Origin of the sequence: Caulobacter sp. D5, assembly GCF_003185805.1 — a bacterium.
In the GTDB taxonomy this organism is placed as follows: domain Bacteria; phylum Pseudomonadota; class Alphaproteobacteria; order Caulobacterales; family Caulobacteraceae; genus Caulobacter.
In genome coordinates this window covers 1-21,426 of sequence record NZ_QHJY01000052.1, presented here as the reverse complement: position 1 = coordinate 21,426, position 21,426 = coordinate 1, and the positions used below count along the sequence as shown (strand labels likewise).

General features: G+C 70.8%; 19 protein-coding genes. 13 read left to right on the top strand and 6 right to left on the bottom strand.

Annotation, left to right across the window (positions count from 1 at the left end):
* The 3 genes from DMC18_RS04070 to treF all read left to right on the top strand — a co-directional run.
* Positions 1–754, top strand: a 754-nt coding sequence (locus tag DMC18_RS04070; RefSeq protein ID WP_110132713.1) for a FecR family protein, incomplete at its 5' end; no start/stop codon positions are given.
* Positions 755–813: 59 nt separating this feature from the next.
* The gene (locus tag DMC18_RS04065) at positions 814–3,390 is read left to right on the top strand and encodes a TonB-dependent receptor (protein WP_110118206.1); all 2,577 of its coding nucleotides are present in this window, start codon (positions 814–816) and stop codon (positions 3,388–3,390) included.
* Positions 3,391–3,481: 91 nt separating this feature from the next.
* Positions 3,482–5,074, top strand: coding sequence for an alpha,alpha-trehalase TreF (gene treF, locus DMC18_RS04060; RefSeq protein WP_110132712.1), 1,593 nt, complete (start codon positions 3,482–3,484; stop codon positions 5,072–5,074).
* Here the strand turns inward: treF and DMC18_RS04055 are convergent.
* The gene (locus DMC18_RS04055; RefSeq protein ID WP_233245157.1) at positions 5,071–5,829 is read right to left on the bottom strand and encodes a Crp/Fnr family transcriptional regulator; all 759 of its coding nucleotides are present in this window, start codon (positions 5,827–5,829) and stop codon (positions 5,071–5,073) included. The genes treF and DMC18_RS04055 overlap by 4 nt on opposite strands.
* 43 nt (positions 5,830–5,872) lie before the next feature.
* On the opposite strand from DMC18_RS04055, the gene DMC18_RS04050 reads away from it, so the two are divergent.
* From DMC18_RS04050 to DMC18_RS04005, 10 genes are all read left to right on the top strand, one after another.
* On the top strand, positions 5,873–7,897 hold the full coding sequence (locus DMC18_RS04050) for a toll/interleukin-1 receptor domain-containing protein (RefSeq protein WP_110118209.1): 2,025 nt from the start codon (positions 5,873–5,875) through the stop codon (positions 7,895–7,897).
* A gap of 24 nt (positions 7,898–7,921) precedes the next feature.
* Positions 7,922–8,341: a hypothetical protein gene (locus DMC18_RS04045; RefSeq protein ID WP_110118210.1), complete on the top strand. Its 420-nt coding sequence runs from the start codon at positions 7,922–7,924 to the stop codon at positions 8,339–8,341.
* Between the two features lie 130 nt (positions 8,342–8,471).
* Positions 8,472–10,091 (top strand): adenylate/guanylate cyclase domain-containing protein, encoded by a 1,620-nt coding sequence (locus DMC18_RS04040; RefSeq protein ID WP_233248061.1) that lies wholly within the window; start codon positions 8,472–8,474, stop codon positions 10,089–10,091.
* Positions 10,092–10,396: 305 nt separating this feature from the next.
* A complete protein-coding gene (locus tag DMC18_RS04035; RefSeq protein ID WP_110118211.1) occupies positions 10,397–11,674 on the top strand; it encodes a hypothetical protein in 1,278 nt (425 codons plus the stop codon).
* Positions 11,671–11,865 carry a hypothetical protein gene (locus tag DMC18_RS04030; RefSeq protein WP_110132710.1) on the top strand — a complete coding sequence of 65 codons (195 nt, stop codon included), beginning with the start codon at positions 11,671–11,673 and terminating at the stop codon, positions 11,863–11,865. The genes DMC18_RS04035 and DMC18_RS04030 overlap by 4 nt, the downstream gene beginning before the upstream one ends.
* A gap of 152 nt (positions 11,866–12,017) precedes the next feature.
* On the top strand, positions 12,018–14,522 hold the full coding sequence (locus tag DMC18_RS04025) for a zinc-dependent metalloprotease (protein WP_110132709.1): 2,505 nt from the start codon (positions 12,018–12,020) through the stop codon (positions 14,520–14,522).
* A 50-nt stretch (positions 14,523–14,572) separates the two neighbouring features.
* Positions 14,573–16,354 (top strand): CIA30 family protein, encoded by a 1,782-nt coding sequence (locus tag DMC18_RS04020; protein ID WP_110118213.1) that lies wholly within the window; start codon positions 14,573–14,575, stop codon positions 16,352–16,354.
* Between the two features lie 192 nt (positions 16,355–16,546).
* On the top strand, positions 16,547–17,425 hold the full coding sequence (locus DMC18_RS04015) for a pentapeptide repeat-containing protein (protein WP_110118214.1): 879 nt from the start codon (positions 16,547–16,549) through the stop codon (positions 17,423–17,425).
* A 228-nt stretch (positions 17,426–17,653) separates the two neighbouring features.
* Positions 17,654–18,103 carry a MarR family winged helix-turn-helix transcriptional regulator gene (locus DMC18_RS04010; protein WP_233245158.1) on the top strand — a complete coding sequence of 150 codons (450 nt, stop codon included), beginning with the start codon at positions 17,654–17,656 and terminating at the stop codon, positions 18,101–18,103.
* A 100-nt stretch (positions 18,104–18,203) separates the two neighbouring features.
* Positions 18,204–18,479 (top strand): hypothetical protein, encoded by a 276-nt coding sequence (locus tag DMC18_RS04005; protein WP_110118216.1) that lies wholly within the window; start codon positions 18,204–18,206, stop codon positions 18,477–18,479.
* Between the two features lie 30 nt (positions 18,480–18,509).
* Here the strand turns inward: DMC18_RS04005 and arfB are convergent, their stop codons facing one another.
* From arfB to DMC18_RS03980, 5 genes are all read right to left on the bottom strand, one after another.
* Positions 18,510–18,932: an alternative ribosome rescue aminoacyl-tRNA hydrolase ArfB gene (gene arfB / locus DMC18_RS04000; protein ID WP_110118217.1), complete on the bottom strand. Its 423-nt coding sequence runs from the start codon at positions 18,930–18,932 to the stop codon at positions 18,510–18,512.
* The gene (locus tag DMC18_RS03995; protein WP_110118218.1) at positions 18,929–19,387 is read right to left on the bottom strand and encodes a YaiI/YqxD family protein; all 459 of its coding nucleotides are present in this window, start codon (positions 19,385–19,387) and stop codon (positions 18,929–18,931) included. The genes arfB and DMC18_RS03995 overlap by 4 nt, the downstream gene beginning before the upstream one ends.
* A 29-nt stretch (positions 19,388–19,416) precedes the next feature.
* Positions 19,417–19,815 (bottom strand): NUDIX domain-containing protein, encoded by a 399-nt coding sequence (locus DMC18_RS03990; RefSeq protein WP_110118219.1) that lies wholly within the window; start codon positions 19,813–19,815, stop codon positions 19,417–19,419.
* Between the two features lie 34 nt (positions 19,816–19,849).
* Positions 19,850–20,944, bottom strand: coding sequence for a serine hydrolase (locus DMC18_RS03985; RefSeq protein WP_110118220.1), 1,095 nt, complete (start codon positions 20,942–20,944; stop codon positions 19,850–19,852).
* Between the two features lie 32 nt (positions 20,945–20,976).
* On the bottom strand, positions 20,977–21,426 hold a 450-nt coding region (locus DMC18_RS03980), incomplete at its 5' end, for a helix-turn-helix transcriptional regulator (RefSeq protein ID WP_146217967.1).

The window sequence follows — 21,426 nt, the reverse complement described above, 5'->3', positions numbered from 1 at the left end:
CGCCTGGCGGGCCAGCCTGCCCGACGTCTACCGCACCACCGAGGGCGAGCGGCGCATCGTCGAGCTGCCCGACGGCTCGCGCGCCTCGCTGGACGCGGCCACCGTGCTGCGCGTGCGCTACGACGGCGGTCGGCGGCGGCTGTGGCTCGACGAGGGCCGCGCCAAGTTCTCGGTGGCCAAGGATCCGCTGCGGCCGTTCTCGGTGGCCGCCGATGGCAAGCTGGTGGTCGCCACCGGCACGACCTTCAGCGTCGAGAAGCTGCCCGGCCAGATGCGCGTGGTGCTCTACGAGGGCCACGTGGCGGTGCTGGACGGGGAGGGCGGGCGCGGTCGTCCGCCGCCCACGGTCAAGGTCGACGGCGCGCCGGCCGAACGGCTGCTGACCCCCGACCACGAACTGGTGGCCTCGACGACTTCGGACACGACGGTGGTCTCGCCCACCGACCCGTCGCGCGCGGCCTCGTGGGAGAACGGCCAGCTGGTGTTCCAGGACGAGCCGATGGACCTCGCCGTCGAGCGGGTGAACCGCTACGCCCGCGAGAAGCTGCGGATCGCCGATCCGGCCGTGGGCCGGCTGAAGATCAGCGGCGTCTTCACCTCGGGCGACACCCGGGCCTTCGTCGACGGCGTCACGGCCGTGCTGCCGGTGCGGGCCGAGCCTTCGCCGGGTGAGACGGTGCTGCGGATCGACCGGGGACAAAACGACCGGGGACAAAAAAAGATCAGCGGCGCTGGTGAGTCTTCCGCAGACTGAGGCGTCTCACTCACCAAAGCGCCGCCAAAGAACAATGATCGGCGCGAGGGAGGGAAGTGATGCGCAAGAGCTTCGACCGCCGCCTCGTCTGGGGCGCCACCGCTACCGCCGCCGTCCTGGCGGCCCTGACCGCGCCGACCGCCAGCTACGCCCAGCAGCGCGCGACCTACAGCTTCGACATTCCGGCCCAGGACCTGGGCGGCGCCCTGCGCGCCTTTGGTCGTACGTCGGGCCAGCAGCTGGCCTTCGACGAGACCCAGCTGCGCGGCAAGCGTAGCGCCGGCCTGAAGGGCAGCTATTCGACCGAAGAGGGTCTGAAGCGCCTGCTGGCCGGCTCCGACATGGTGGCCCAGCCCACCGCCAGCGGCGTCTACGCCATCCGCGGTCGCAGCCTGCTGGTCGCCGCCAGCGCCACGGCCCAGGCCTCGCCGGCCGTCGCCGCCGAGCCGCAGGCCGCTCCGCCCGAAGCGCCTTCCGAAGTCGAAGAGGTCATCGTCGTCGGCACCCCCGGCGGCGCCGGCATCGACAAGCTGTCGGCCAGCTTCGCGGTCAGCACCGTCAACGCCGCCGACATCACCAAGGCCTCGCCCAAGTCCAGCGCCGAGCTGCTGGCCCTGGTGCCCGGCGTCTGGGTCGAGACCTCGGGCGGCGTGGCCGGCGCCAACGTCTTCGTGCGCGGCTTCCCCGCCACCGGCGACGCCGAGTTCCTGACCATCCAGCTGCAGGGCGCGCCGATCTATCCGCCCTCGACCCTGTCGTTCCTGGAGAACTCGTCGATCTTCCGCGTCGACGAGACCATCTCGCGGATGGAGGCCCTGCGCGGCGGTCCCAACCCGATCTTCTCCAACGGCCAGCCGGGCCTGACGACCAACTTCATGCTCAAGGAAGGCGGCGAGGACACCAAGGGCCTGATCAAGGCCTCGACCTCCGACTACGGCCTGCGCCGCGTCGACGGCGTGGTCAGCGGCAAGCTGGCCGACGACCTGTTCTTCATGGTCGGCGGCTACGTGTCGCGCTCGCCGGGCGTGCGCGACACCCAGTTCGACAGCGAGAAGGGCCAGCAGTTCACGGTGAACCTCACCAGGAAGCTGGAGAACGGCAAGATCAACCTCTACGCCCGCGCCACCGACGACCACGGCGCCTGGTACCTGCCGTTCGCCATCAACGTGCCCGGCGTCGACAAGGGGACCTACACCCAGATCGGCGAGCTTTCGCGCCACCAGACCCTGCAGGTGAACGCCGACGGCACGACCCGGCAGTTCGACCTGGCCGACGGCCGCGGCTGGAAGGGCTATGTGGTCGGCGGCAGCTTCGAGCACGAGTTCGGCGACGGCTGGACGGTGCGCGACCGCTTCAGCTTCACCAAGGGCGACGCCAACACCTATGGACTGGTGCCGGATGGCGGGGCGGTGACGGCGGCCTCCGTGGCGGCGGTGACCGGCTCGGCCGTGACCACGCGCGGCGGCGCGACGCTCGGCTCCAGCGACTACGTGCAGAACTGGGGCGCCTGGATCGTCGAGAAGGAGATCGAGGCGCTGACCAACGACTTCAGCGTCTCCAAGAGCTTCGGAACGCACGAGCTTTCGGCCGGCTACTACGCTTCCAGCTTCTCGTCGGACGACTTCTGGACCATCGGCAACTTCCGGCCGATGCAGGTCAAGGCCAACGGCGACTACCTGGCGACGGGGATCACCTGCGCCAACCTGGCGACGGCCGGCAGCGGTTCGGGCTGCTGGGCCTACGGCCTGGTTTCGGCCGGCGACGGGCGGGTGGACGCGCTCTACCTGGCCGATTCCTGGCAGGCCACCGAGAAGCTGCGTATCGATCTCGGCGTGCGCCGCGAGCGGTTCAAGACCGACTATGTCGTCGACGACGGCAACGGCTATCCGGACGGCCTGGCCATCCGCACCACCGACTACAGCCACAGCAAGACGTCCTACACGGCCGGCGCCAACTACGACCTCAACGACGTCTCCGGCGTCTTCGTGCGCTATTCGCGGGGCTACAAGTTCCCCAGCTTCGACAACTTCCGCGAAAACCTGACCGACACCCTGAAGGTCGACCAGTACGAGCTGGGCTACAAGCTGCGCAGCGGGCCGTTCGAGCTCTACGCCACCGGCTTCGCCAACGAGTTCAAGGGCGCCAAGTTCGCCGACGTCGGCGGCATCCAGGAAAGCAATACCAACCGCGCCCGGGGGATCGAACTCGACGGCCGCTGGAAGTCGGACTTCGGCCTGTCGCTGGCCCTGAACGGCACCTTCCAGAAGACCGAGATCAAGCAGTCGTCGATCCCGGCCAACGCCGGCAACAGCGCCCAGCGCCAGCCCGATTGGCAGGTCCGCTTCACCCCCAGCTGGGACGTCGCCCTCGGCACGGTGGACGCCACCTTCTACGGCACGCTCAGCGCCGTCGACGACCGCTACGCCGACAACGCCAACACCCAGGTGCTGGAGGGCTACGAGAAGCTCGATCTCGGCGCGATCTTCCGGGTGGGCGCCTTCGACGTCCAGATCGCCGGCGACAATCTCACCGACAGCCACGGACTCACGGAAGGCGACCCGCGCTCGACCAGCGGCGCCAACGCCCGGCCGATCCTGGGCCGGTCGGTGCGGCTGAGCGTCGGCTACAACTTCTGACGATCTCGCGGGTTCTGTCCTGCAACGGTTCCTGCGCGCGGGCCGGCTTTCCTCCCTGCCGGCCTGCGTCTTTTTCTTCGATGAGGCCCCGATGATCCGCGCCCGCCTGTTCGCCGTCGTCTCCGCAGCGGCCTGGACGGCGCTGACGCCCTTGGCCGTGGCGCAGATCCCGGCGGCGGAGGTTTCGACGCCGGCCGACACCTATCAGGAGCTGTTCCATCAGGTGCAGACCCGGCGGCTGTTCCCGGACGGCAAGACTTTCGTCGACGCGACGCCGAAGCGCGACCCGGCCGCGATCCTCAAGGCCTACCGCGCCCATGCCCGCTTCACCGACGCCGAGCTGAAGCGCTTCGTCCGCGCCAACTTCGTCGTGCCCGAGGCCGGGGCGACGCCGGCGCCCAGCGCCGAGCGCACCACGCTCAAGGCCCACGTCGCCGCCCTGTGGCCGCACCTGACCCGCGAGCCGGTCAAGCCCGTGGCCGGCGGCTCGGCCCTGGCCATGGCCGAGCCCTTCGTCGTGCCTGGCGGGCGCTTCCGCGAAATCTACTACTGGGACAGCTACTTCACGATGCTGGGCCTGAAGCTCGACGGGCGGAGCGACCTGGTCGAGAGCATGATCGACGACTTCGGCGGGCTGATCGACGCCTACGGCCACATCCCCAACGGGGCCCGGACCTACTATCTCAGCCGCTCGCAGCCGCCGTTCTTCTACGCCATGGTCGGGCTGTCCGAGGCGACCGATCCGGCGGTGGTCAAGGCCCGCGTCGACCTGATGCGGCGCGAACACGCCTTCTGGATGGACGGCGAGAAGACCGTGGCCCCGGGCAAGGCGTATCGCCGCGTCGTCGCCCTGCCAGGCGGGGCGGTGCTGAACCGCTATTACGACGACCGCGTCACGCCGCGCGACGAGTCCTACCGCGAGGATCTGGAGACCGCCCGCGAGGCCTCGCTGGCCACCGGACGTCCGCCCGGCGACGTCTTCCGCGACCTGCGGGCCGGGGCCGAGAGCGGCTGGGACTTCTCCTCGCGCTGGATGGCCGACGGCGAGCACCTGAAGACCATCCGCACGACGGCCATCGTCCCGGTGGACCTCAACAGCCTGATGTACGGCCTGGAGACGGCGATCTCGGCCGGCTGCGCCCGCATCGCCGATGCGCCTTGCGTCGCCGAGTTCGACGGCCGGGCCAAGGCCCGCAAGGCGGCCATGGACGCGGTGCTGTGGGACGCCGCGCGCGGGGTCTATCTCGACTGGCTGTGGACCGGCGGCGAGCGGATCGACGCCCTCAGCGCCGCCACCCTCTATCCGCTGTTCGTCGGCGCGGCCTCGTCCGATCAGGCCAAGGCGGTGGCGGCCGCGACCCGCGCCCAGCTGCTGGCCTCAGGCGGCCTGCGCACCACCACCCGCCGCACTGGCCAGCAGTGGGATACGCCCAACGGCTGGGCGCCCTTGCAGTGGGTGGCCGTCGCCGGCCTGCGTCGCTACGGCGAGGCGGCCCTGGCGTCGGACATTTCGGATCGCTGGCTGGCCACGGTCGAGCGCGAGTACCGGGCCAGCGGCAAGATGCTGGAGAAGTACGACGTCGAGGAGGCCAAGGCCGGCGGGGGCGGGGAGTACCCGCTGCAGGACGGCTTCGGCTGGACCAACGGCGTGACGCGGGCGCTCCAGGAGGGCGCTGGGAACTAAAGCTCCGGCTCGTCGCCGCCCAGCCGCTCGATCTCCTCGACCAGGCCGTCGACATTGAGGATGGTCAGGGTGCGGCCCTGCTTGGCGATCAGCCGGCGCGCCTCGAGGCGGTTCAGCTCGCGGGTTACGGCTTCGCGCTGGGCGCCGGCCAGGACGGCGATCTCGGCGTGGGTCGGGGCCTTGGCGAGCACCGCCTGATTCTCCTCGATGCCGGCCTCGGTGGCCAGGCGCACCAGTTCCATCTGCACGCGGCAGGGGGCGGAGACGGCGTTCAACTCGAACACCCGGCTGCTCAGCGCCCGGACCATGGCCGCCAGGTCCTCCAGCACCGCGCGGGTGAAGTTGGGCGCGCCGGCCATCAGCTCGGCGACCAGCGGCTCGGGCAGGCGGCCGACGATGGATTCGGTCAGGGCGGTGACGTTGGCCGAGCGCGGCAGGCGGTCGATGGCGGCGATCTCGCCGAAGTAGGAGCTTGGTTGCAGGCGGCGATAGCCGACCTCGCGGCCCGAGCGGGCGTACTGGTTCACCAGCAGCAGGCCGCTGATCACGATGTAGACCGCGCCGCCCGGATCGTGGCGCTGGACCAGCCGCGCGCCGCGTCGCACCGACAGGATTTCGACCCGCGGCACCAGGGCTTCGATCTCGGTCGGGCTCATGTGGCGCAGGAGCCGACTGTCCGTCAGCGCCTGCAGCCGAAAGGCGTTATCGCCATAAGCTGCAGCGTGCGGGGTGCTCGCGGGGACGGATGAGTCCATAATCGCCGCTCCAGAGTTCGCGTACGGGGAGAGTCGAGGGGCAATGGGGGACTTAAACTACAAGGCCTTCATCAGCTACAGCCATGGCGACGGCAAGCTCGTCGACTGGCTGCACAAGGGCCTGGAGGCCTATCGTCCTCCCAAGGGCGTGGGGGCGGCCGCCGGCCGGCCGCTGCGACCGATCTTCCGTGATCGCGCCGAACTGTCCGCCGCCGCCGATCTGGGCGAGGCGATTCGCACCGCTCTGGACCATTCCGAGTTCCTGATCCTCGTCTGTTCGGAGGCGGCCCGCCGTTCGAAATGGGTCGGCGAAGAGATCCGGCATTTCCTCTCCACTCACGGACCCCAGCGGGTGATCTGCCTGCTGGTCGACAGTCCCGAGGGCGGCGGAGAGGTCGTCGACTGCCTGCCGCAGGCCCTGCGCGAGGCCCTGCCGCCGGGCGGCGAACCTCTGGCGGCCGACATCCGCCCAGGCGGCGACGGACGCCGCCTGGCCTTCATGAAGATCGCCGCGACCCTGCTGGGGACTCGGCTGGACAGCCTGATCCAACGCGACGCGCGCCGTCGCACCCGGTGGATGACGGCGATCACCACCGGCGCGCTCGGCGTGGCGGTGGTGACCGGCGCCCTGGCCCTGATCGCCGTCGACGCCCGCCGCGAGGCCGACGCCCAGCGGGCCGAGGCCGAAGACCTGGTGGCCTATATGCTGGGCGATCTTCGCAAGAAGCTGGAGCCGGTCGGCCGGCTGGACGTGCTGGACGGCGTCGGCGCCCGGGCGCTCGCCCACTACGCCCATGTGCGCACCGGCGACCTGGACGATACGGAACTGGCCCAGCAGGCCAAGGCCCAGACCCTGCTGGGCGAGGTCCGCGTCAAGCGAGGCGATCTGAAGGGCGCGCGCCAGGCCTTCTCGCAGGCGGCGCGCACCTCCGAGGCCCTGTCGAACCGCGAGCCCAACGACGGCGCGCGGCTCTACGATCATGCCCAGAACGTCTTCTGGCTGGCCTATGTGGACTGGCGGCTGGCGCGGGCGACCGAGGCCGAGGCCGGGTTCCGGCGATACGGCGAACTGGCCGAGCGGCTGACGCGCCTGGATCCGTCCAACGCCGATTGGCGGCTGGAGGTCGCCTACGCCCGCAGCAACCTGGGCACCCTGCTGTTCGAGCAGGGCCGACCCAAGGACGCCCTGGCGGCGTTCATCGACGCCCGCGACCGCTTCACAGTCGCCTACAAGGCCGCGCCCGACGTCAAGGCCCACGTGCTCGACCTGGCCGACACCCGGGCCTGGGTGTCCGACAGCCTGTTGCGAATGGGGCGGGTCCGCGAGGCCTATACCGAGCGGGTGGCAGTGCATGAACTGATAACGGGATTGCTGAAGAAGCAGCCCGACGACCGGCCGCTGATGGCCAAGGTCCTCGCCGGCCAACTCGCCTTGGCGCGGCGCGCTCTGGATCTCGGACGGGTCGAGGAGGCTGACAGGCTGGTCGACGAGGCTAGTCGCGGCTTCATGGAACTGGTGGCGCTGGACCCCCAGAACGCCAACTGGCTGGAGTTCGCCGCAACGGCGGACATGGAGGCCTTCGACGTGGCGGTGGCGGCCGGCGACCTGACCGCGGCGCGCGCGGCTCACGTTCGCGCCAGCGAGCGGGCGGCGAAGTTGCGGGCGCTGAATCCGGAGGTCTACGCCTGGACCGCCAAGCTGAGCGGTCGCCTGCGAGCCCAGACCATCAGGCTCGCCGACATCGACGGCCGGCCCGATCTGGCCAAGGCCGCGGCGACCGAGATCGAGCGCTCGCTGGCGGCGCGTCCGGGCGTGAAGGGCGATGCGGATCGCGAAGCCCTGCTGCTGGGCGCGGCGCATCTGGCGCAGGGGCGGCCGGACGAGGTGCAGCGTCTGCTGGGCCCTCGGCAGGATAGTCTGAGCCCCGAGGGACGGGACACCCTGGCCCGCGCACTACACCGCCTGGGGCGCGCCGACGAGGCCGCGGCGATCGTTCGCTCACTCCGCGCACAAGGTTATGCGAGACCCGATTTTGTTGCGTTCTGGCGCGATTCAGCCCTAGGTTAATTCGCCTCAAGGGGGAATTTTTCTATGCAAGGCAGCACTGTCACCGGGCCCGAGCCCGAAAAGATCGTCGAAGTGATCGTCGGTCTCAATCCCGACAATCTGAGCTTCATGGACGTCGGGCCCAACCCGCCCGAACTCCTGGACCTGGACCTTTCGGAGCGCTGCCTCCTGAAGTTCCGCCTCAGCGACGACCTGTTGGAAAAGGGCTGGCGCTTCCAGCCGACGCCGATCTCGTTCGAGAACGACTGGGGCCAGAACTTCTCCAGCTACACCTGGACCAAGTACAACCCCGATCCGAACGCCGAGGGCATTCCCTACGCCGCGTTCAAGGTGGTGTTCGAATGCAAGCGCCAGGGCATCTTCGTCTACAGCCTGTTCATGCTCGACGCGCTGGGCCAGGCCATCGACCTGGATCCGCTGATCGAAAACGGCACCGGCAACTGATCTGTCCGACCTGACGTCATTCGACGAGCTCGCCGCGCTGCTTCGGCGCGGCGAGCATCTTCAGGCCTATGACCTGGCGCGGCGGTCGCTGGACGACGGCGACCGCTCGCTAGCACTGGCGCACGCCGCCGTGCTTTCCCTGGCCAGGGCCGGGGCGACAGACTTCGCCCGATCCGAATATGTGCGGCTGGGCCTGGCCGTTTCCGACGACGCCGAAGCGCTTTCGCTCGGCGCGCGGCTGCTCAAGGACGTGGCCCTGGGCGCCGCCGGCGCGCGCCGCAGAGCCTTCGCCCGCGCTTCCGCCAGAGGCTATTCCGCCGCCGCCGCCCAAGGCGGGGGGCGCTATGGCCTCGTCAACGCCGCCACCATGAGCCTTGTGGCCGGCGACACCCGCCTGTCCTCCCAGCTCGCCGCCCTGGCCCTCGAGCATGCCGGTGATCCGAGCGACGGCGAGGCCGGCTATTTCGACCGCGCCAGTCGGGCCGAGGCGCTGTTCCTGCTGGGCCGCCGCGAGGCCGCCGCCGACATGCTGGCCAAGGCCGTGGCCAGCGCGCCGTCCAGCGTCTCGTCCCACGCCTCGACCCTGCGGCAGCTGACCATGATCGCCGTCGAGACCGGCGGGCCGACCGCCTGGCTGGAGATCCTGCGACCGCCGGCCGCCGCCCAGTTCACCGGCCACATGTTCGCCGCCGGCGACTTCGTCGAGGAGGCGGCGCTGAAGGCCCGGATGACCGACGCCCTGGGCGCCCAGCGCGTCGGCTTCGGCTATGGGGGCCTGGCCGCCGGGGCCGACATCCTGTGGGCCGAGGCCCTGCTGGCCGCCGGGGCCGAACTGCATGTCGTCGCGCCGGTGTCGCTGGCGTCCTACGTCGAGACCTCGGTGCGTTCGTTCGGCGAGCGCTGGGTGGGCCGCTTCGACGCCTGCCTGGCCCGCGCCGCCTCGGTGCGCTTTGCGTCCCGCGATCCCTATGCCGGCGACGACGAGGTCTTCGCCTACGCCAGCCGCTTCGCCGCCGGCTGCGCCATCCTGCGGGCCGATGGGCTGTCGACCGAGGCCGTGCAGGTCGCGGTCTGGGACGGGCGTCCGGCCGTCGGTCCCGCCGGCGCCGCCGCCGACGTCGCCTACTGGCGCGAGACCGGCCGGCCGCAGGCGATCCTGCCCTTCGAGCGCCCCGAGCCCGAGGCCCGCCCGCCCGCCGCCGCCGGCGCCGACGGCGAGCGAGGGGTCAAGGCCATGCTGTTCATCGACGTGCGCGGCTTCGGCGCGCTGCGCGACGACCAGGTGCCGGCCTTCTTCGAGGTGGTTATGGCCGGCATGGCCGAGGCGATCGGCGGCCTCGCCGCGCCGCCCGAGCATGTCGAGACCTGGGGCGACGGCGTCTTCCTGGTGTTCGGCCACCCGGCCGATGCGGCCGAGGCGGCCCTTTCGCTGCTCGAAGCCCACCGCCGGCTGAACCTGCGCGCCCGGGGCCTGCCCCGGCACCTGGGTTTGCGCATAGGCGGCCACTACGGGCCGGTGCACCTGCGGGTGAACCCGATCACCGGCGCCCAGGCGGTGGTCGGCGCCCATGTCGTCGTCGCGGCCCGAATCGAGCCCGACGTCGCCCCTGGCGCGGTCTATGTCAGCGAGGCCATGGCGGGGGCCCTGGCGACCAGCCACGCCGAGAGATTCCGCTGCGGTTATGTCGGCAGAACCAAGCTGCGTAAGAGCTTTCCGCCGCTGTCGATCTTCAATCTTTCCCGCCGCTGAGCGCTAAGCTTCGGCCCTGTGACAAATTGCACAGCTGCCTCGCGGCGGTTGAGACATCGTGTCGCAGATCACGGGCGGCCGGGCCAAAAGCCTCCAGAGCGGACGTCGCGCGATCGAAGGGACCCGGAGCCGTCCCGCCATGACGGCTCCGGGTTTTCCAGGCCATTGGCGCGCGAGACAGTCTTGGGGGGCTTCTCGCATGCGGGGCGGGGGTCGCTTGCGGCGCGCCGTGAGCGACCCATCGCCGACTCCAGTGCGGAGACGAGGGGTTTGCGACAGGTTCAGGACCAGACGCGGAGGCGGGGATGACCGGCCTCCTGCTTTTCGCGGGCGACGCCAGCGGACGGTCGGGCGCTGTCGGTTCCCTGTTCGACCTCGGCCTCGCCGACTGGCGTGACGTCGCCGCCCTCGGGCGGGTCGCCGCCGATACCCGCGTGGCCCTGAAGGCCTCGCGCCAGCGCCGCGACATCGTGGGTTTCCTCGGAGAAGTGGTCGGTCCGGCCCTGGAGCCGCGGCGCGGCGCCGAACGCATCGAGCCCGGCGACCTGTCGGCCGAGGGCCAGCGCCTGTTCGACGCCTGGACCGAACTCGACGCCATGCTGGAAGGGCAGGGGCTCGACCTGCAGCTCGGCATGGCCGCCTTCGCCCGTGACCTCGTCTCCTACGGCCGGGACGTCGCGCCGCTGTCCTATCGCAAGCTGCTGGGCCAGGAGCGCGAGGCCGCGCTGGACGCCCTGCGCCTGCAGGTGCGGATGCGCGCCGATCGCGCCACGGCGCTCGCCGCCCGCATGCGCGACTTCGCCACCCGGGCCGGGGCCTTCGCCGCCCTGTTCGCGGCCTTTGAGCGCGATCCGGCCGTGCGCATCTCGTTGCGCGAGGCCCCCGAGCTTTGCCTGGCCTATGACGACGACGGCCAAGCCCATCTGGAGCCGGTGAAGGGCGGCGCGGCCCGGCAGTTCTGGCGCCTGCGCCATGACGCGGCCTCCGACTCCCATCGCCTGCAATCGGCGGCCGACCCGGCGCTGCACCTGCACATCTCGCCCGACGAGAAGCTGTGGACCCTGGCCAACGCCTCGACGCCGTTCGGCTTCCCGTTGGTCAGCGAGGGGCCGCGCCCGCGCGTCGGACCGCTGGACGGCCTGCCGCAACGCGCCGATCTCTTCCTGATCCCGCCGCGCCAGGGCGCCTGCATCGAGAACGTCGCCTTTCCGAGCCACGCGCTGGATGTCGGCGGCGAGGGCGGGGTGCAGGCCGGGGCGGCGCTGCGACTGTGGGAGAAGACCGGCCTGCCGTCGCAGCAATGGGCCTTCACGCCCACGCCGCGCTCGCGCCGGGAAACCGGCCTCTACGACCTGATCGCCTCGGCGGCGGAGCTGGCCCGCACGGTGGCCGGCGTTCGCGGCCTGCGCGGCGACTGGAACGCCGTGCTCGACGACCTGGAAGCCGGCCTCGACGCGCCCAGGACCGTCGAAGCCGATATCGACGGCGTGCTGGCGGCCTGGCGGCGCATGGCCGATCAGGCCGAAGCGGCGCTGGGCGAGTTCGAGGCCGAGACCCGCGCCTTCGACGCGGCCTGCCCATGAGGTCGATCTCGCCTCCAGAAGCGGGCCGCCCGACGGTCGCTCCCAGTACGGTCGCGCCCAGCCAGGAGCGGGGGGGCGAGCGCCCGGACCGCGCCGAAGCCGTCTTCGCGCCCCGCCGCGGGGCGCCGCTGGACCGCTGCCGCCAGGCCAGCGAACTGGTCGCCCGCGCCCTGGCCCGGGAAATCCACTAGCCCACGCTCAAAAAGTGGCTTGCCTGCATATCGGCCGGGCGAAACCGTCCGGCTCGGGGCGTCCAGGAGGGCGGCGTCGCGATTCCGCGGGCCGCCAGGCGACGGCGTGCTAACCGGAAGCGCCGTCCGGCTGGGCGGGAACGGAGCAGGGCATGAGAAAATCGGGTTTCGGCGGCGCCTCGTGGCGCGTCCTGGCTTTGGCGGGCGCGATGGCCGGCCTGTCCCTGTCGCCCGCGCTGGCGCTCGCTCCTGCTCCCGCTGCCGAGGTCGCGCGTCCCGCCGCGCCGGGCCTGCTGCCGGTGAAGACCGACGCGGCCAAGGGCGTGGTGCTGGTCACCCTGCCGGCGCCGGACGCGGACGGCGTGTCGGGCCGCTTCCTCTATCAGCCCAGCCTCAGCGGCGGCCTCGGCGCGACGCCCGTGGGCCTGGATCGCGCGGCGACCGGCGACACCCAGGTGCTGGTGTTCCGTCGCGTGGGCAAGCGGGTCCTGGCCGAGTTCGAGAACTTCGGCTTCCGCGCCGTCGACGGCAGCGCCGAAGAGCGGCGGACGGTCCGCGACAGCTTCCCGGGTTCGGTGGTGTGGTCGGGCGAGGTGGCCGAGGAAACCGCCGGCGGCGGGTTCAGCGTCGACATCGCCGGCTTCCTGCTGCGCGACGCCTTCAACATCCCCGGCGCGATGAAGGACGCCAAACAGGGCGGCTTCAAGCCCGCCCCGACCCTCAGCTATGTCGATCTGGCCCATGTCGGCGTCTTCCCCGACAATCTGGAGTTCGACACCCGCCAGACCTTCACCGCCGACGACGCGGGCGGCGAGGTCGCCGGCATCGTTCCCGACGCCCGCTCGGTGACCTTCGGCGTCCATCACAGCTTCATCCGCCTGCCGGGGCCGGGCTTTACGCCGCGCGTCTTCGATCCGCGCACCGGCACCTCGGCCCAGGTGCTGTTCGCCGACTACGCCGCCCCGCTCGACAAGCCGACCGTGCAGCGGCTGGTGCGGCGCTTCCGGCTGGAGAAGACCGATCCGACGGCCGCGCGGTCGCCGGTGAAGAAGCCGATCGTGTTCTATATCGACCGCGGCGCGCCCGAGCCGGTGCGCAGCGCCCTGGTCGAGGGCGGACGCTGGTGGAACCAGGCGTTCGAGGCGGCCGGCTATGTCGACGCCTTCCGCGTCGAGCCTCTACCGGAAGGCGTCGATCCGATGGACGCCCGCTACAACGTGGTCAACTGGATCCACCGCCAGACGCGCGGCTGGTCCACTGGCACGACCGTGGTCGATCCGCGCACCGGCGAAATCGTGCGTGGCGTCGTCCAGCTGGGCTCGCTGCGCATCCGCCAGGACCGGATGATCTTCGAGGGCCTGCTGGGCGCCGACAGGACGGGGACGGGCGGGGCGGACGATCCGATCCAGATCGCCCTGTCGCGCATCCGCCAGCTGTCGGCCCACGAGATCGGCCACGCCATCGGCCTGTCGCACAATTTCGCCGGCAGCGTGTACGGCCGCGCCTCGGTGATGGACTACCCCGCGCCGCTGGTGAAGGTCGACGGCGACCGGCTCGACCTCTCCGAGGCCTATGCGAAGGGCGTCGGGGCCTGGGACGCCTTCGCGATCGATTGGCTCTACTCCGAAGGACCGCCCGAAAGCGACGAGGCCAAGCGTCTCGACCAGCTGGCGCGCGAGGCCCAGGCCAAGGGCTACCGCTATGTTTCCGACGCTGACGCCCGCGGATCTTCGGCCGCCCAGCCCTACGGCTCGCTGTGGGACAACGGCGCCGATCCGGTCGTCGAGCTGGACAACGTGCTGGCCGTGCGCCGCATCGCCCTGTCTCGCTTCGGCCTGAGCAGCGTCCCGGCCGGCGCGCCCGCCGCCGACCTGCGCCGCGCGCTCGTGCCGATCTACCTCTTCCATCGCTACCAGGTGGACGCGGCGGTGAAGTTCGTCGGCGGCGTCGACTACGGCTATGCGGTGATCGGCGACGGCAAGGAAGCGGCGCTCGCCACCCCGGCCGCCGACCAGCGCCGGGCGATGGCGGCCCTGGTGCGCACCCTCGACCCGGCCGTGCTCGACCTGCCCGATCCACTGCTGTCGCTGCTGTCGCAGGGCCAGTCGGGTTCGCGCGACAAGGCCTACGACATTGAGATCTTCCCGACCTCGGGGGCTGCGGTGTTCGACCTGCCGACGGCGGCCGAGACCGCCGCCGACCACACCCTGTCGCAACTGCTCAATCCGGCGCGCCTGAACCGCCTGGTCGAGCAGAACCGGCGCGATCCGGGCCAGCTGGACGTCACCGAGACCGTCGAGGCCCTGCTGGCGGCGGTCGCCCCCGGCGGTCCCCAGGCCGGCGGACGCACCGGCGAGCTGCGTCGCCGGGTGCGGGCGCGGCTGGTCGGCGATCTCGTGACCGTGCTCGACGACAAGGCCCTGTCGCCCACGGCCGCCGCCCAGATCGACGCGGCGCTGCTGGCTTACGCCAAGCGCCTGGGCGCCTGGAAAGGCGAGGGGGCCGAGGCCGCCCAGGCGGCGCGGATCTCGCGCCTGCTGACCTCGGGCGATCGCAAGGCCCTGGCGGCTCCGCGGGCCGGCGCGGTCGAAACCCTGCCGCCCGGCATGCCGATCGGCGCCGACGACTGCTGGTTTTGCGAAGCTGGTTCGTCATGAGGTGTGAGCGTCCCTGAGGGGACCCCGACCCGCACGAGGAACGCCCGTCCATGACCTTCGCCCGCATCCTGCTCGGAGGGCTCGCCGCCGCCGCGCTCTCGACGTCCCTGGCGGCCGCCCAGACCAGGCCGCTGGCCGTCGTCAACGCCGAGATCTTCGACGCCACGGGCGCGGCGCCCTATCACGGGACGCTGGTGGTCAAGGACGGCCGCATCGTCGCCGTCGGCGCGGGGGTCAAGGCGCCCAAGGGCGCGACCATCATTGACGCCAAGGGGGCGGCCCTGCTGCCGGGCTTCTTCGACGTCCACACCCACTGGACCCCGAACGGCGTTCCCAGCCTCGTGCCCAAGATCGCCGACGCCTATGTCGCCGCCGGGGTGACGACGGTGAACGACTTCCACCAGCAGCCGGAATCCTTCGGGCCCCGCCGCGAGTGGCTGGGGACGCTGACCGCGCCGCACGTCAATTTCGTCGCCCGTATCAGCACGCCGGGCGGCCACGGCGCCGACTGGGCCGACCAGGCCACCACCCGCTGGGTCGACACCCCCGAAAGCGCCAAGGCGGCGGTGGACGCCATCGCCTCCTACAAGCCCGACGCCATCAAGGCCTTCACCGACGGCTGGCGCTATGGCTCGGCGCCCGACAACACCAGCATGGACGCCTGGACCCTGAAGGCCCTGACCGACGAGGCCCACAAGTATGGCCTGAAGGTCCTGACCCACACCGTCACGGTCGAGCGCGGCATGGTGGCGGCCAAGAGCGGCGTCGACGTCATCGCCCACAGCCTGCAGGACGAGCCGGTCGATGCGGCCACGGTGGCGGCGATCAAGGCCTCGGGCATTGCCTACGCCCCGACCCTGGCCGTCTACGAGCCGGTCAAGCCGGGCGCCAGGCCGCCGGCCGATCCCGACAGCCCGCGCGCCCGCCAGGCCCGCGCCAAGTTCGGCTACGCGCTGTCCAACGCCAAGACCCTGTTCGACGCCGGCGTGCCGCTGGCCCTGGGCACCGACGCGGGCATGACCGGCACGCCGCACGGCTCGTCCAGCCAGCGCGAGCTGGAACTGCTGGTCCAGGCCGGCCTGACCCCGGCCCAGGCCCTGACCGTCGGCACGGCCGGCAGCGCCAAGGCCATGAACCTGATCGCCGACCGCGGCACGCTGGAGGCCGGCAAGCGCGCCGACTTCGTGCTGCTCGGCGGCAAGCCCTGGGACACGATCGGCGACGTCTACAAGGTCGAGCGGGTGTTCATCGACGGCCAGGCCGCCTTCGGCCCCGGCGCGGCGCGTTCGCCCGCCAACGATCGTATGACCCCGCCGGCCGTGAAGGCGACCGCCCTGATCGACGACTTCGAGCGCGCCGACGGCCGCACCAGCCTCGACACCCTGCGCCTGGACGACTTCGACGGCGGCCGCGACCGCAGCCTCGAGGTCTCGCAGGTCATCGACCGCGAGGGCGGCGGCAAGGTGCTGAGCGTCGGCGCCCGCATGGCGACCAAGGACGACGCCTCGGCCGGCGTGCTGCTGCCGCTCACCCGCGGTTCGGTGACGCCGGTGGACGCCAGCGCCTTCAAGGGCCTGTCGCTGTCGCTGCGCGGCGACGGCGGGACCTATGTGGTGGGCTTCAACACCGCCGGCGGCCGCTGGCAGGCCAAGGTCAAGGCCGGTCCGCAATGGACCAAGGTGACGCTGCCGTTCTCGGCCTTCACGCCGGCTTCCTCCAAAGCCGAGAAGAAGGCCTGGACCGGAACCGACCTCTTCGAGGTGGGCGTCGAGGGCGAGCGTCCGGCGAGCGCCAAGCTGTGGTTCGAACTGGACGACGTGACCTTCTACTGAGGTCCGTCAGGCGGATTTCGGGGGCGTGGCGGTTTGACGCGGCGAGCGCTTGTCTCCCCAATGGAACAAGCGTTCGGCGGGCGACGGGGATGACGAATCCCCGTCATTACCGCGATTTAAGTGGTCTTGCGGCGGTCTGCGGCTCAAACCGTAACCAGCAAGGTCGCTTATTGGACCGCACGGAGACCGCCGATGGCCCGAATGGGCAACATGCTCGCCGCCGCCCTGCTCATGGGTCTGACGACCCTGGCCGGACAGGCCCAGGCCAAGGCCTCGATCGAGGACAAGGACGTGGCGCGCCTGGTGTCGCTCGGTGGCATGTGCGTGAGCTGCGATCTGGCCGGCCGCAAGATGACCGGCGCCAAGTTCACCGGCGCCAACTTCGCCAAGGCCAACCTGATCGGCGCCGATCTGCGCGGCGCGGTGTTCTTCGGCTCCAACTTCCAGTCCGCCGACCTGTCGCGCGCCGACCTGCGCGGGGCCGAGATGCGCGGCGCCAATTTCCAGAACGCCAACTTCTCCGGGGCCCGCCTGTCGGGCGTGGAATCGAGCGCCGCCAACTTCCAGAACGCCAACCTGGCCCGCGCCGACCTGACCTCGGCCGAGCTGCACGGCGCCAACCTGGAGGCCGCCAGCCTGATCGACGCGCGTCTGGCCAATTCCGAGATGCACGGCAGCAACCTGGCCTCGGTCAACGCCCGCGGCGCCGATTTCTCCAACGCCGAGATCAACGGCTCCAACCTCACTGGCGGCCGCTTCGACCGCGCCCAGTTCCGCAACGCCTCGCTGACGGCGTCCAACCTGCGCGGCGGCAGCTTCACGGGCGCCGACTTCAAGGGCGCGGACTTCTCGGGCGTGCGCCTGTTCGGCGTCGATCTCAGCGGCGCCAAGGGCCTGACCCAGGACCAGCTCGACGAGGCCTGCGGCGACGCCGCCACGCGCCTGCCGCCGGGATTGTCGATCAAGGCCTGCGGCCGCAGCAGCCGTTCGCGGATCTCGATCATCCAGGGCATGCCCGCCCCGCCGGCGCCGCCCGCGCCTCCGGCCCCGCCCGTCTATCCCAAGCACTGACCGCCCCAAGCACTGATCGCGAGGCGGTTCCGCTGACATCATCCGGAACGCGGTTCTCACGGCCGCGTTTGCTAAGATGGTGAACGCTGCGTTGGCTAGGGACCTCGCGGCGATTGCGCAACAGCAGAGGTTGTGAGATCAAGACGCACGGCGCGGGGGGACACCATGCCACAGCATGACCTGAGGGAGGGGCAATCCATGCCCCTGCCCAGCTATTTGAGCTATTTGATGTATCAGACCGAGCAGCATCGGCGCGCCTTGGCGGCCGACCATGTTGCGAGTCACGGTCTGTCGTTTCCGAAATGGGTGGCGATGCTGTCGCTGGCCCGGTTCGGCGAGTGTTCGATGACGCGCCTGGCCAAGCTTTCGGCGGCCGACCGCACCACGCTCACCCGGTCGATCGACGGCCTGATCCGCGACGGCCTGGTCGAACGCGGCGGCGCGCCGAACGACCGCCGCAAGGTGGTGGTGCGCCTGACCGAGACGGGCGCTGCGCTGCTGGAGCAGATCCGCAGCGAGCTTGCGCCCCTGCACCAGGAAGCCTGTTCGGAACTGAGCGCCGACGAGCAGTCGGCCCTGGCCTTCTATCTGAAGAAGATGCTGGGCGGCCTGATCCCGGAACCCGACTGGAAGGACGAGATCCTCTCGTTCGGCCCGCCGATTCCGGGGATGGTCTGAAGTCTGTAGATCACGTTTGGGCGCAATCTCCGATTAAGCGATTGCGCCCCATGGTGGAGTTCTCCGGCCGCTAGGGGCCGCGAAGGGGGAGTTTCATCACATGAACGTCGAACAGGTCGCCGAGCACATCCAGGATTACGCGCAGGGCCCCACGGGCATCGCCGTGCAGTCCGGCGGCGTGACCTATCAGATGATGGGTTGGGATGCGATGATCCAGCATGGGGGGCAGGGGTCGGCCGATATCGTGCTGGCCAATCTTTTCGGAACCATTGTCGATGGCCAACTCACCCTGTTGACCCAGGGCGAGGCGGTGTTCGTTGTCGAACAGCAGGTCAACGGTGTTCGCTTGGCCGTGGGCGTTGTCGATCCCAACTAGACGGCCCCAACTAGACGGGGTGTCGCGCGGTCAGTCGTCGTGACGCACCTTGCCGCGCATGGACTTCACGCCTGATCGCTTCGTCTTGGTCTCCAGCCGCTTGAGCTTGCTGGAATAGGTCGGCTTGGTCGGGCGGCGGGGTTTGGGCTTCTCTGTGGCGCGGCGGATCAGCTCGACCAGGCGCTCGCGGGCGTCCTGGCGGTTCAGTTCCTGCGAGCGGTGGCCCTGGGCGAACAGCACCAGCACGCCCTCCTGGGTCATGCGACTGCCGCCCAGCGCCGTCAGCCGGGCCTTGATGTCGTCGGTCAGGGTCGGGGAGTTGGCGACGTCGAAGCGCAGTTCGATCGCCGTCGAGGTCTTGTTGACGTGTTGGCCGCCGGGGCCCGAGGCGCGGGCGGCCTTTTCGACCAGTTCGTCCTCGTCGATGCGCAGCCAGGAGGTGATCTCGATCATCGCGGGACCACGCGGCGGGCCTTGACCACGGCCTGGTCGAGCGCCTGGAGGAACTTGCTGCGGTCCTGCGGGCCGAAGGCCTTGGGGCCGCTGGTGACCTCGCCCATCGAGCGCAGGTGCTCGCCGATCGAGCGCGAGGCCAGGGCCGAGCCGATCATGTCGTTGGTGAACACCCGGCCGTTGGGCGCGATGGCCGCGCCGCCGGCCTTCAGCACGCGGTCGGCCAGGGGAATGTCGTTGGTCACCACCACGTCGCCTGGCCCTGCGCGCTCGGCGATCCAGTCGTCGGCGACGTCGGGGCCGGCGTCGACCACGATCTGCTCGATGGCGGGGGTGGCGGGAACGCGGATCCAGCTGTTGGAGACGACATAGGTCTTCAGTCCGTTGCGGGCCGCGACCTTGTAGGTCTCGTCCTTCACGGGGCAGGCGTCGGCGTCGATGTAGATCGTCGTCATGGCCGCCCTATAGCACGGGTCCGCTAAGATCAGGCCAGGGCCAGCAGGGCGGGGATCACTTCGTCCTTCAGCAGCGGCGCCAGGGGCAGGCCGGCGGGCGGGGCGGCGGGGTCGATCCAGGCCAGTTCCTCGATCTCGGCCCGGGCGGCGATGTCGCCCTCCACGGTGGCGAGATAGGTCGCCGACTGCACCGTGAAGCCCGCCTCGTTGGCCGCCGGGGCCGAGAAGCGGCCCAGCAAGGTCGCCGAGACCAGCCGGCAGCCCAGTTCTTCGTCGAGTTCCCGGGCCAGGGCCGTCAGGTCGTCCTCGCCGGGATCGCGCTTGCCGCCCGGCTTCATGAAGATCGCCGTGCCGCGCTTGCGGACCAGCAGCATGGCGCCGGCCTCGTCGCGGATCACGGCGGTGACGATGTCGAGGACCTTGGTCATGGCCCCAGCATAGCCGCTTCGGGGATTCGGCGCCTCAGGGCTGGGCGGCCGCCAGCACGTGCTCGGCCAGCAGTTTTTCGCTGATCGCATGCGGCTGGCGGACGTCGAAATTGACCGTGGTGATCACCGCCACCAGGTCGAGATCGGGCACGATGGCGACCTTGTTGCCGCCCGAGCCGCTCATCAGCCAGGCCTTGTGGCCGACGCCATCGGGGCCCTTGAGGGTCTGCAGCCAGATCAGGTAGCCGTAGTCGACATCCGGCCGCGCATTGGCGTGGGGCGCGGTCGCCGCCGCCACGAACGAGGCCGGCAGCACCTGCTTGCCGTCCCACTTGCCGCCGTTGAGATAGAGCTGGCCCAGCTTCAGCAGGTCGCGGCTGCGCAGGCCAAGCCCGCCGCCGCCCTGGGCCAGGCCCAGGGGCGAGATCTGCCAGCGTTCGCCCTCGATCCCCAGCGGACCGAACAGCGCCTCGCGGGCGAAGGCGGGCAGGGGCTTGCCGACCGCGCCCTGCACCACGGCGCCCAGCGTCGTCACGCCGGCCGTGCAGTAGGAGAAGGCCCGGCCGTAGGGCGAGGCCTCGGGCCTGGGCGCCCACTCGGGAAAGCCGCGCACCGGCAGGTCGAGATAGAAGCCGACCCAGTCCTCGATCAGGTACATCCGCTCCTCGTTGCCGCGCGAGAACTGGTTCTCGTCGTCGCATTCGGCGATGGAGCTCATGGTCATCAGGTCCTCGACCGTGACCCTGTCCTTGCGTGGATCGGGATTGGCGGCCGGCGGGCGGCCCTTCAGGTACGGCTTGATCGGCGCATCGACGCCCGGAATGGCGCCGCGGGCGATGGCGGCTCCGGCCAGCATGGCGGTGACGGTCTTGGTGGCCGAGCGGGTGTTGCGGCGGCCTTCCGCACCCTCATCGTCGTAGTAGGCCTCGAACACCAGCTTGCCGTGGCGGGCGATCAGCACGCTGGTGATCTTCTGGAACTGGCCGGCCTTGATGGCCGCCGACATGGCCTCCAGCTTCTCGGCCGACATCCCCTCGGCGGCTGGCGTGGCGCGCGCCCAGTCCGGGGCGGCCTGAGCATACGAAAGCGGGGCCAGCGCCAGGGCGGCGGCGAACAGGAAGCGTTTCACGACAAAGCGACTCCGACTTGCACGCCCAAGCTCTAGGCGAGGGCCGGGGCCTCGTCTTGGACGGATGAAACATCGGTCGTCCAACGGCTGGGCGAGCGCCCGCACAGCCGCGCGAACTCGCCGGGCGTCACGCCATAGGCCAGGCGGAACTGGCGATTGAGATGGCTCTGGTCGCAGAACCCGGCGCTGAGCGCGATCTCGCCGATGGAGACGCGGCCCTGCATCAAGAGGTCGGCCGCCCGTTCCAGCCGCCGGGTCCGCAGGCGCTCGCCCGGCGCGGCGCCCAGCCAGCGGCGATAGCCCCGCGCCAGGTGAACGGGGTGCACCCCGGCGACGCGGGCCAGGTCGGCCACGCCGATCGGCTGGTCGAAGGCGTCGGCCAGGAAGGTCTCGGCCAGGGCCAGCCAGGGCGGGGGATGGTCGCTGTCGCGCGCCGGGGCCAGGGCCTCGGCCGCCAGCTCCAGGCTCAGCGCCTCCAGAGA

What these genes read in the sequence shown, in the direction of transcription:
- DMC18_RS04025 (WP_110132709.1), top strand. Translation starts at nt 12,018, where the DNA reads ATGAGAAAATCGGGTTTCGGCGGCGCCTCGTGGCGCGTCCTGGCTTTG.
- DMC18_RS04020 (WP_110118213.1), top strand. Translation starts at nt 14,573, where the DNA reads ATGACCTTCGCCCGCATCCTGCTCGGAGGGCTCGCCGCCGCCGCGCTC.
- DMC18_RS04030 (WP_110132710.1), top strand. Translation starts at nt 11,671, where the DNA reads ATGAGGTCGATCTCGCCTCCAGAAGCGGGCCGCCCGACGGTCGCTCCC.
- treF (WP_110132712.1), top strand. Translation starts at nt 3,482, where the DNA reads ATGATCCGCGCCCGCCTGTTCGCCGTCGTCTCCGCAGCGGCCTGGACG.
- DMC18_RS04065 (WP_110118206.1), top strand. Translation starts at nt 814, where the DNA reads ATGCGCAAGAGCTTCGACCGCCGCCTCGTCTGGGGCGCCACCGCTACC.
- DMC18_RS04035 (WP_110118211.1), top strand. Translation starts at nt 10,397, where the DNA reads ATGACCGGCCTCCTGCTTTTCGCGGGCGACGCCAGCGGACGGTCGGGC.
- DMC18_RS04050 (WP_110118209.1), top strand. Translation starts at nt 5,873, where the DNA reads ATGGGGGACTTAAACTACAAGGCCTTCATCAGCTACAGCCATGGCGAC.
- DMC18_RS04055 (WP_233245157.1), bottom strand. Translation starts at nt 5,829, where the DNA reads ATGGACTCATCCGTCCCCGCGAGCACCCCGCACGCTGCAGCTTATGGC.
- DMC18_RS03995 (WP_110118218.1), bottom strand. Translation starts at nt 19,387, where the DNA reads ATGACGACGATCTACATCGACGCCGACGCCTGCCCCGTGAAGGACGAG.
- DMC18_RS04015 (WP_110118214.1), top strand. Translation starts at nt 16,547, where the DNA reads ATGGCCCGAATGGGCAACATGCTCGCCGCCGCCCTGCTCATGGGTCTG.
- DMC18_RS04045 (WP_110118210.1), top strand. Translation starts at nt 7,922, where the DNA reads ATGCAAGGCAGCACTGTCACCGGGCCCGAGCCCGAAAAGATCGTCGAA.
- DMC18_RS03990 (WP_110118219.1), bottom strand. Translation starts at nt 19,815, where the DNA reads ATGACCAAGGTCCTCGACATCGTCACCGCCGTGATCCGCGACGAGGCC.
- arfB (WP_110118217.1), bottom strand. Translation starts at nt 18,932, where the DNA reads ATGATCGAGATCACCTCCTGGCTGCGCATCGACGAGGACGAACTGGTC.
- DMC18_RS04005 (WP_110118216.1), top strand. Translation starts at nt 18,204, where the DNA reads ATGAACGTCGAACAGGTCGCCGAGCACATCCAGGATTACGCGCAGGGC.
- DMC18_RS04010 (WP_233245158.1), top strand. Translation starts at nt 17,654, where the DNA reads ATGTATCAGACCGAGCAGCATCGGCGCGCCTTGGCGGCCGACCATGTT.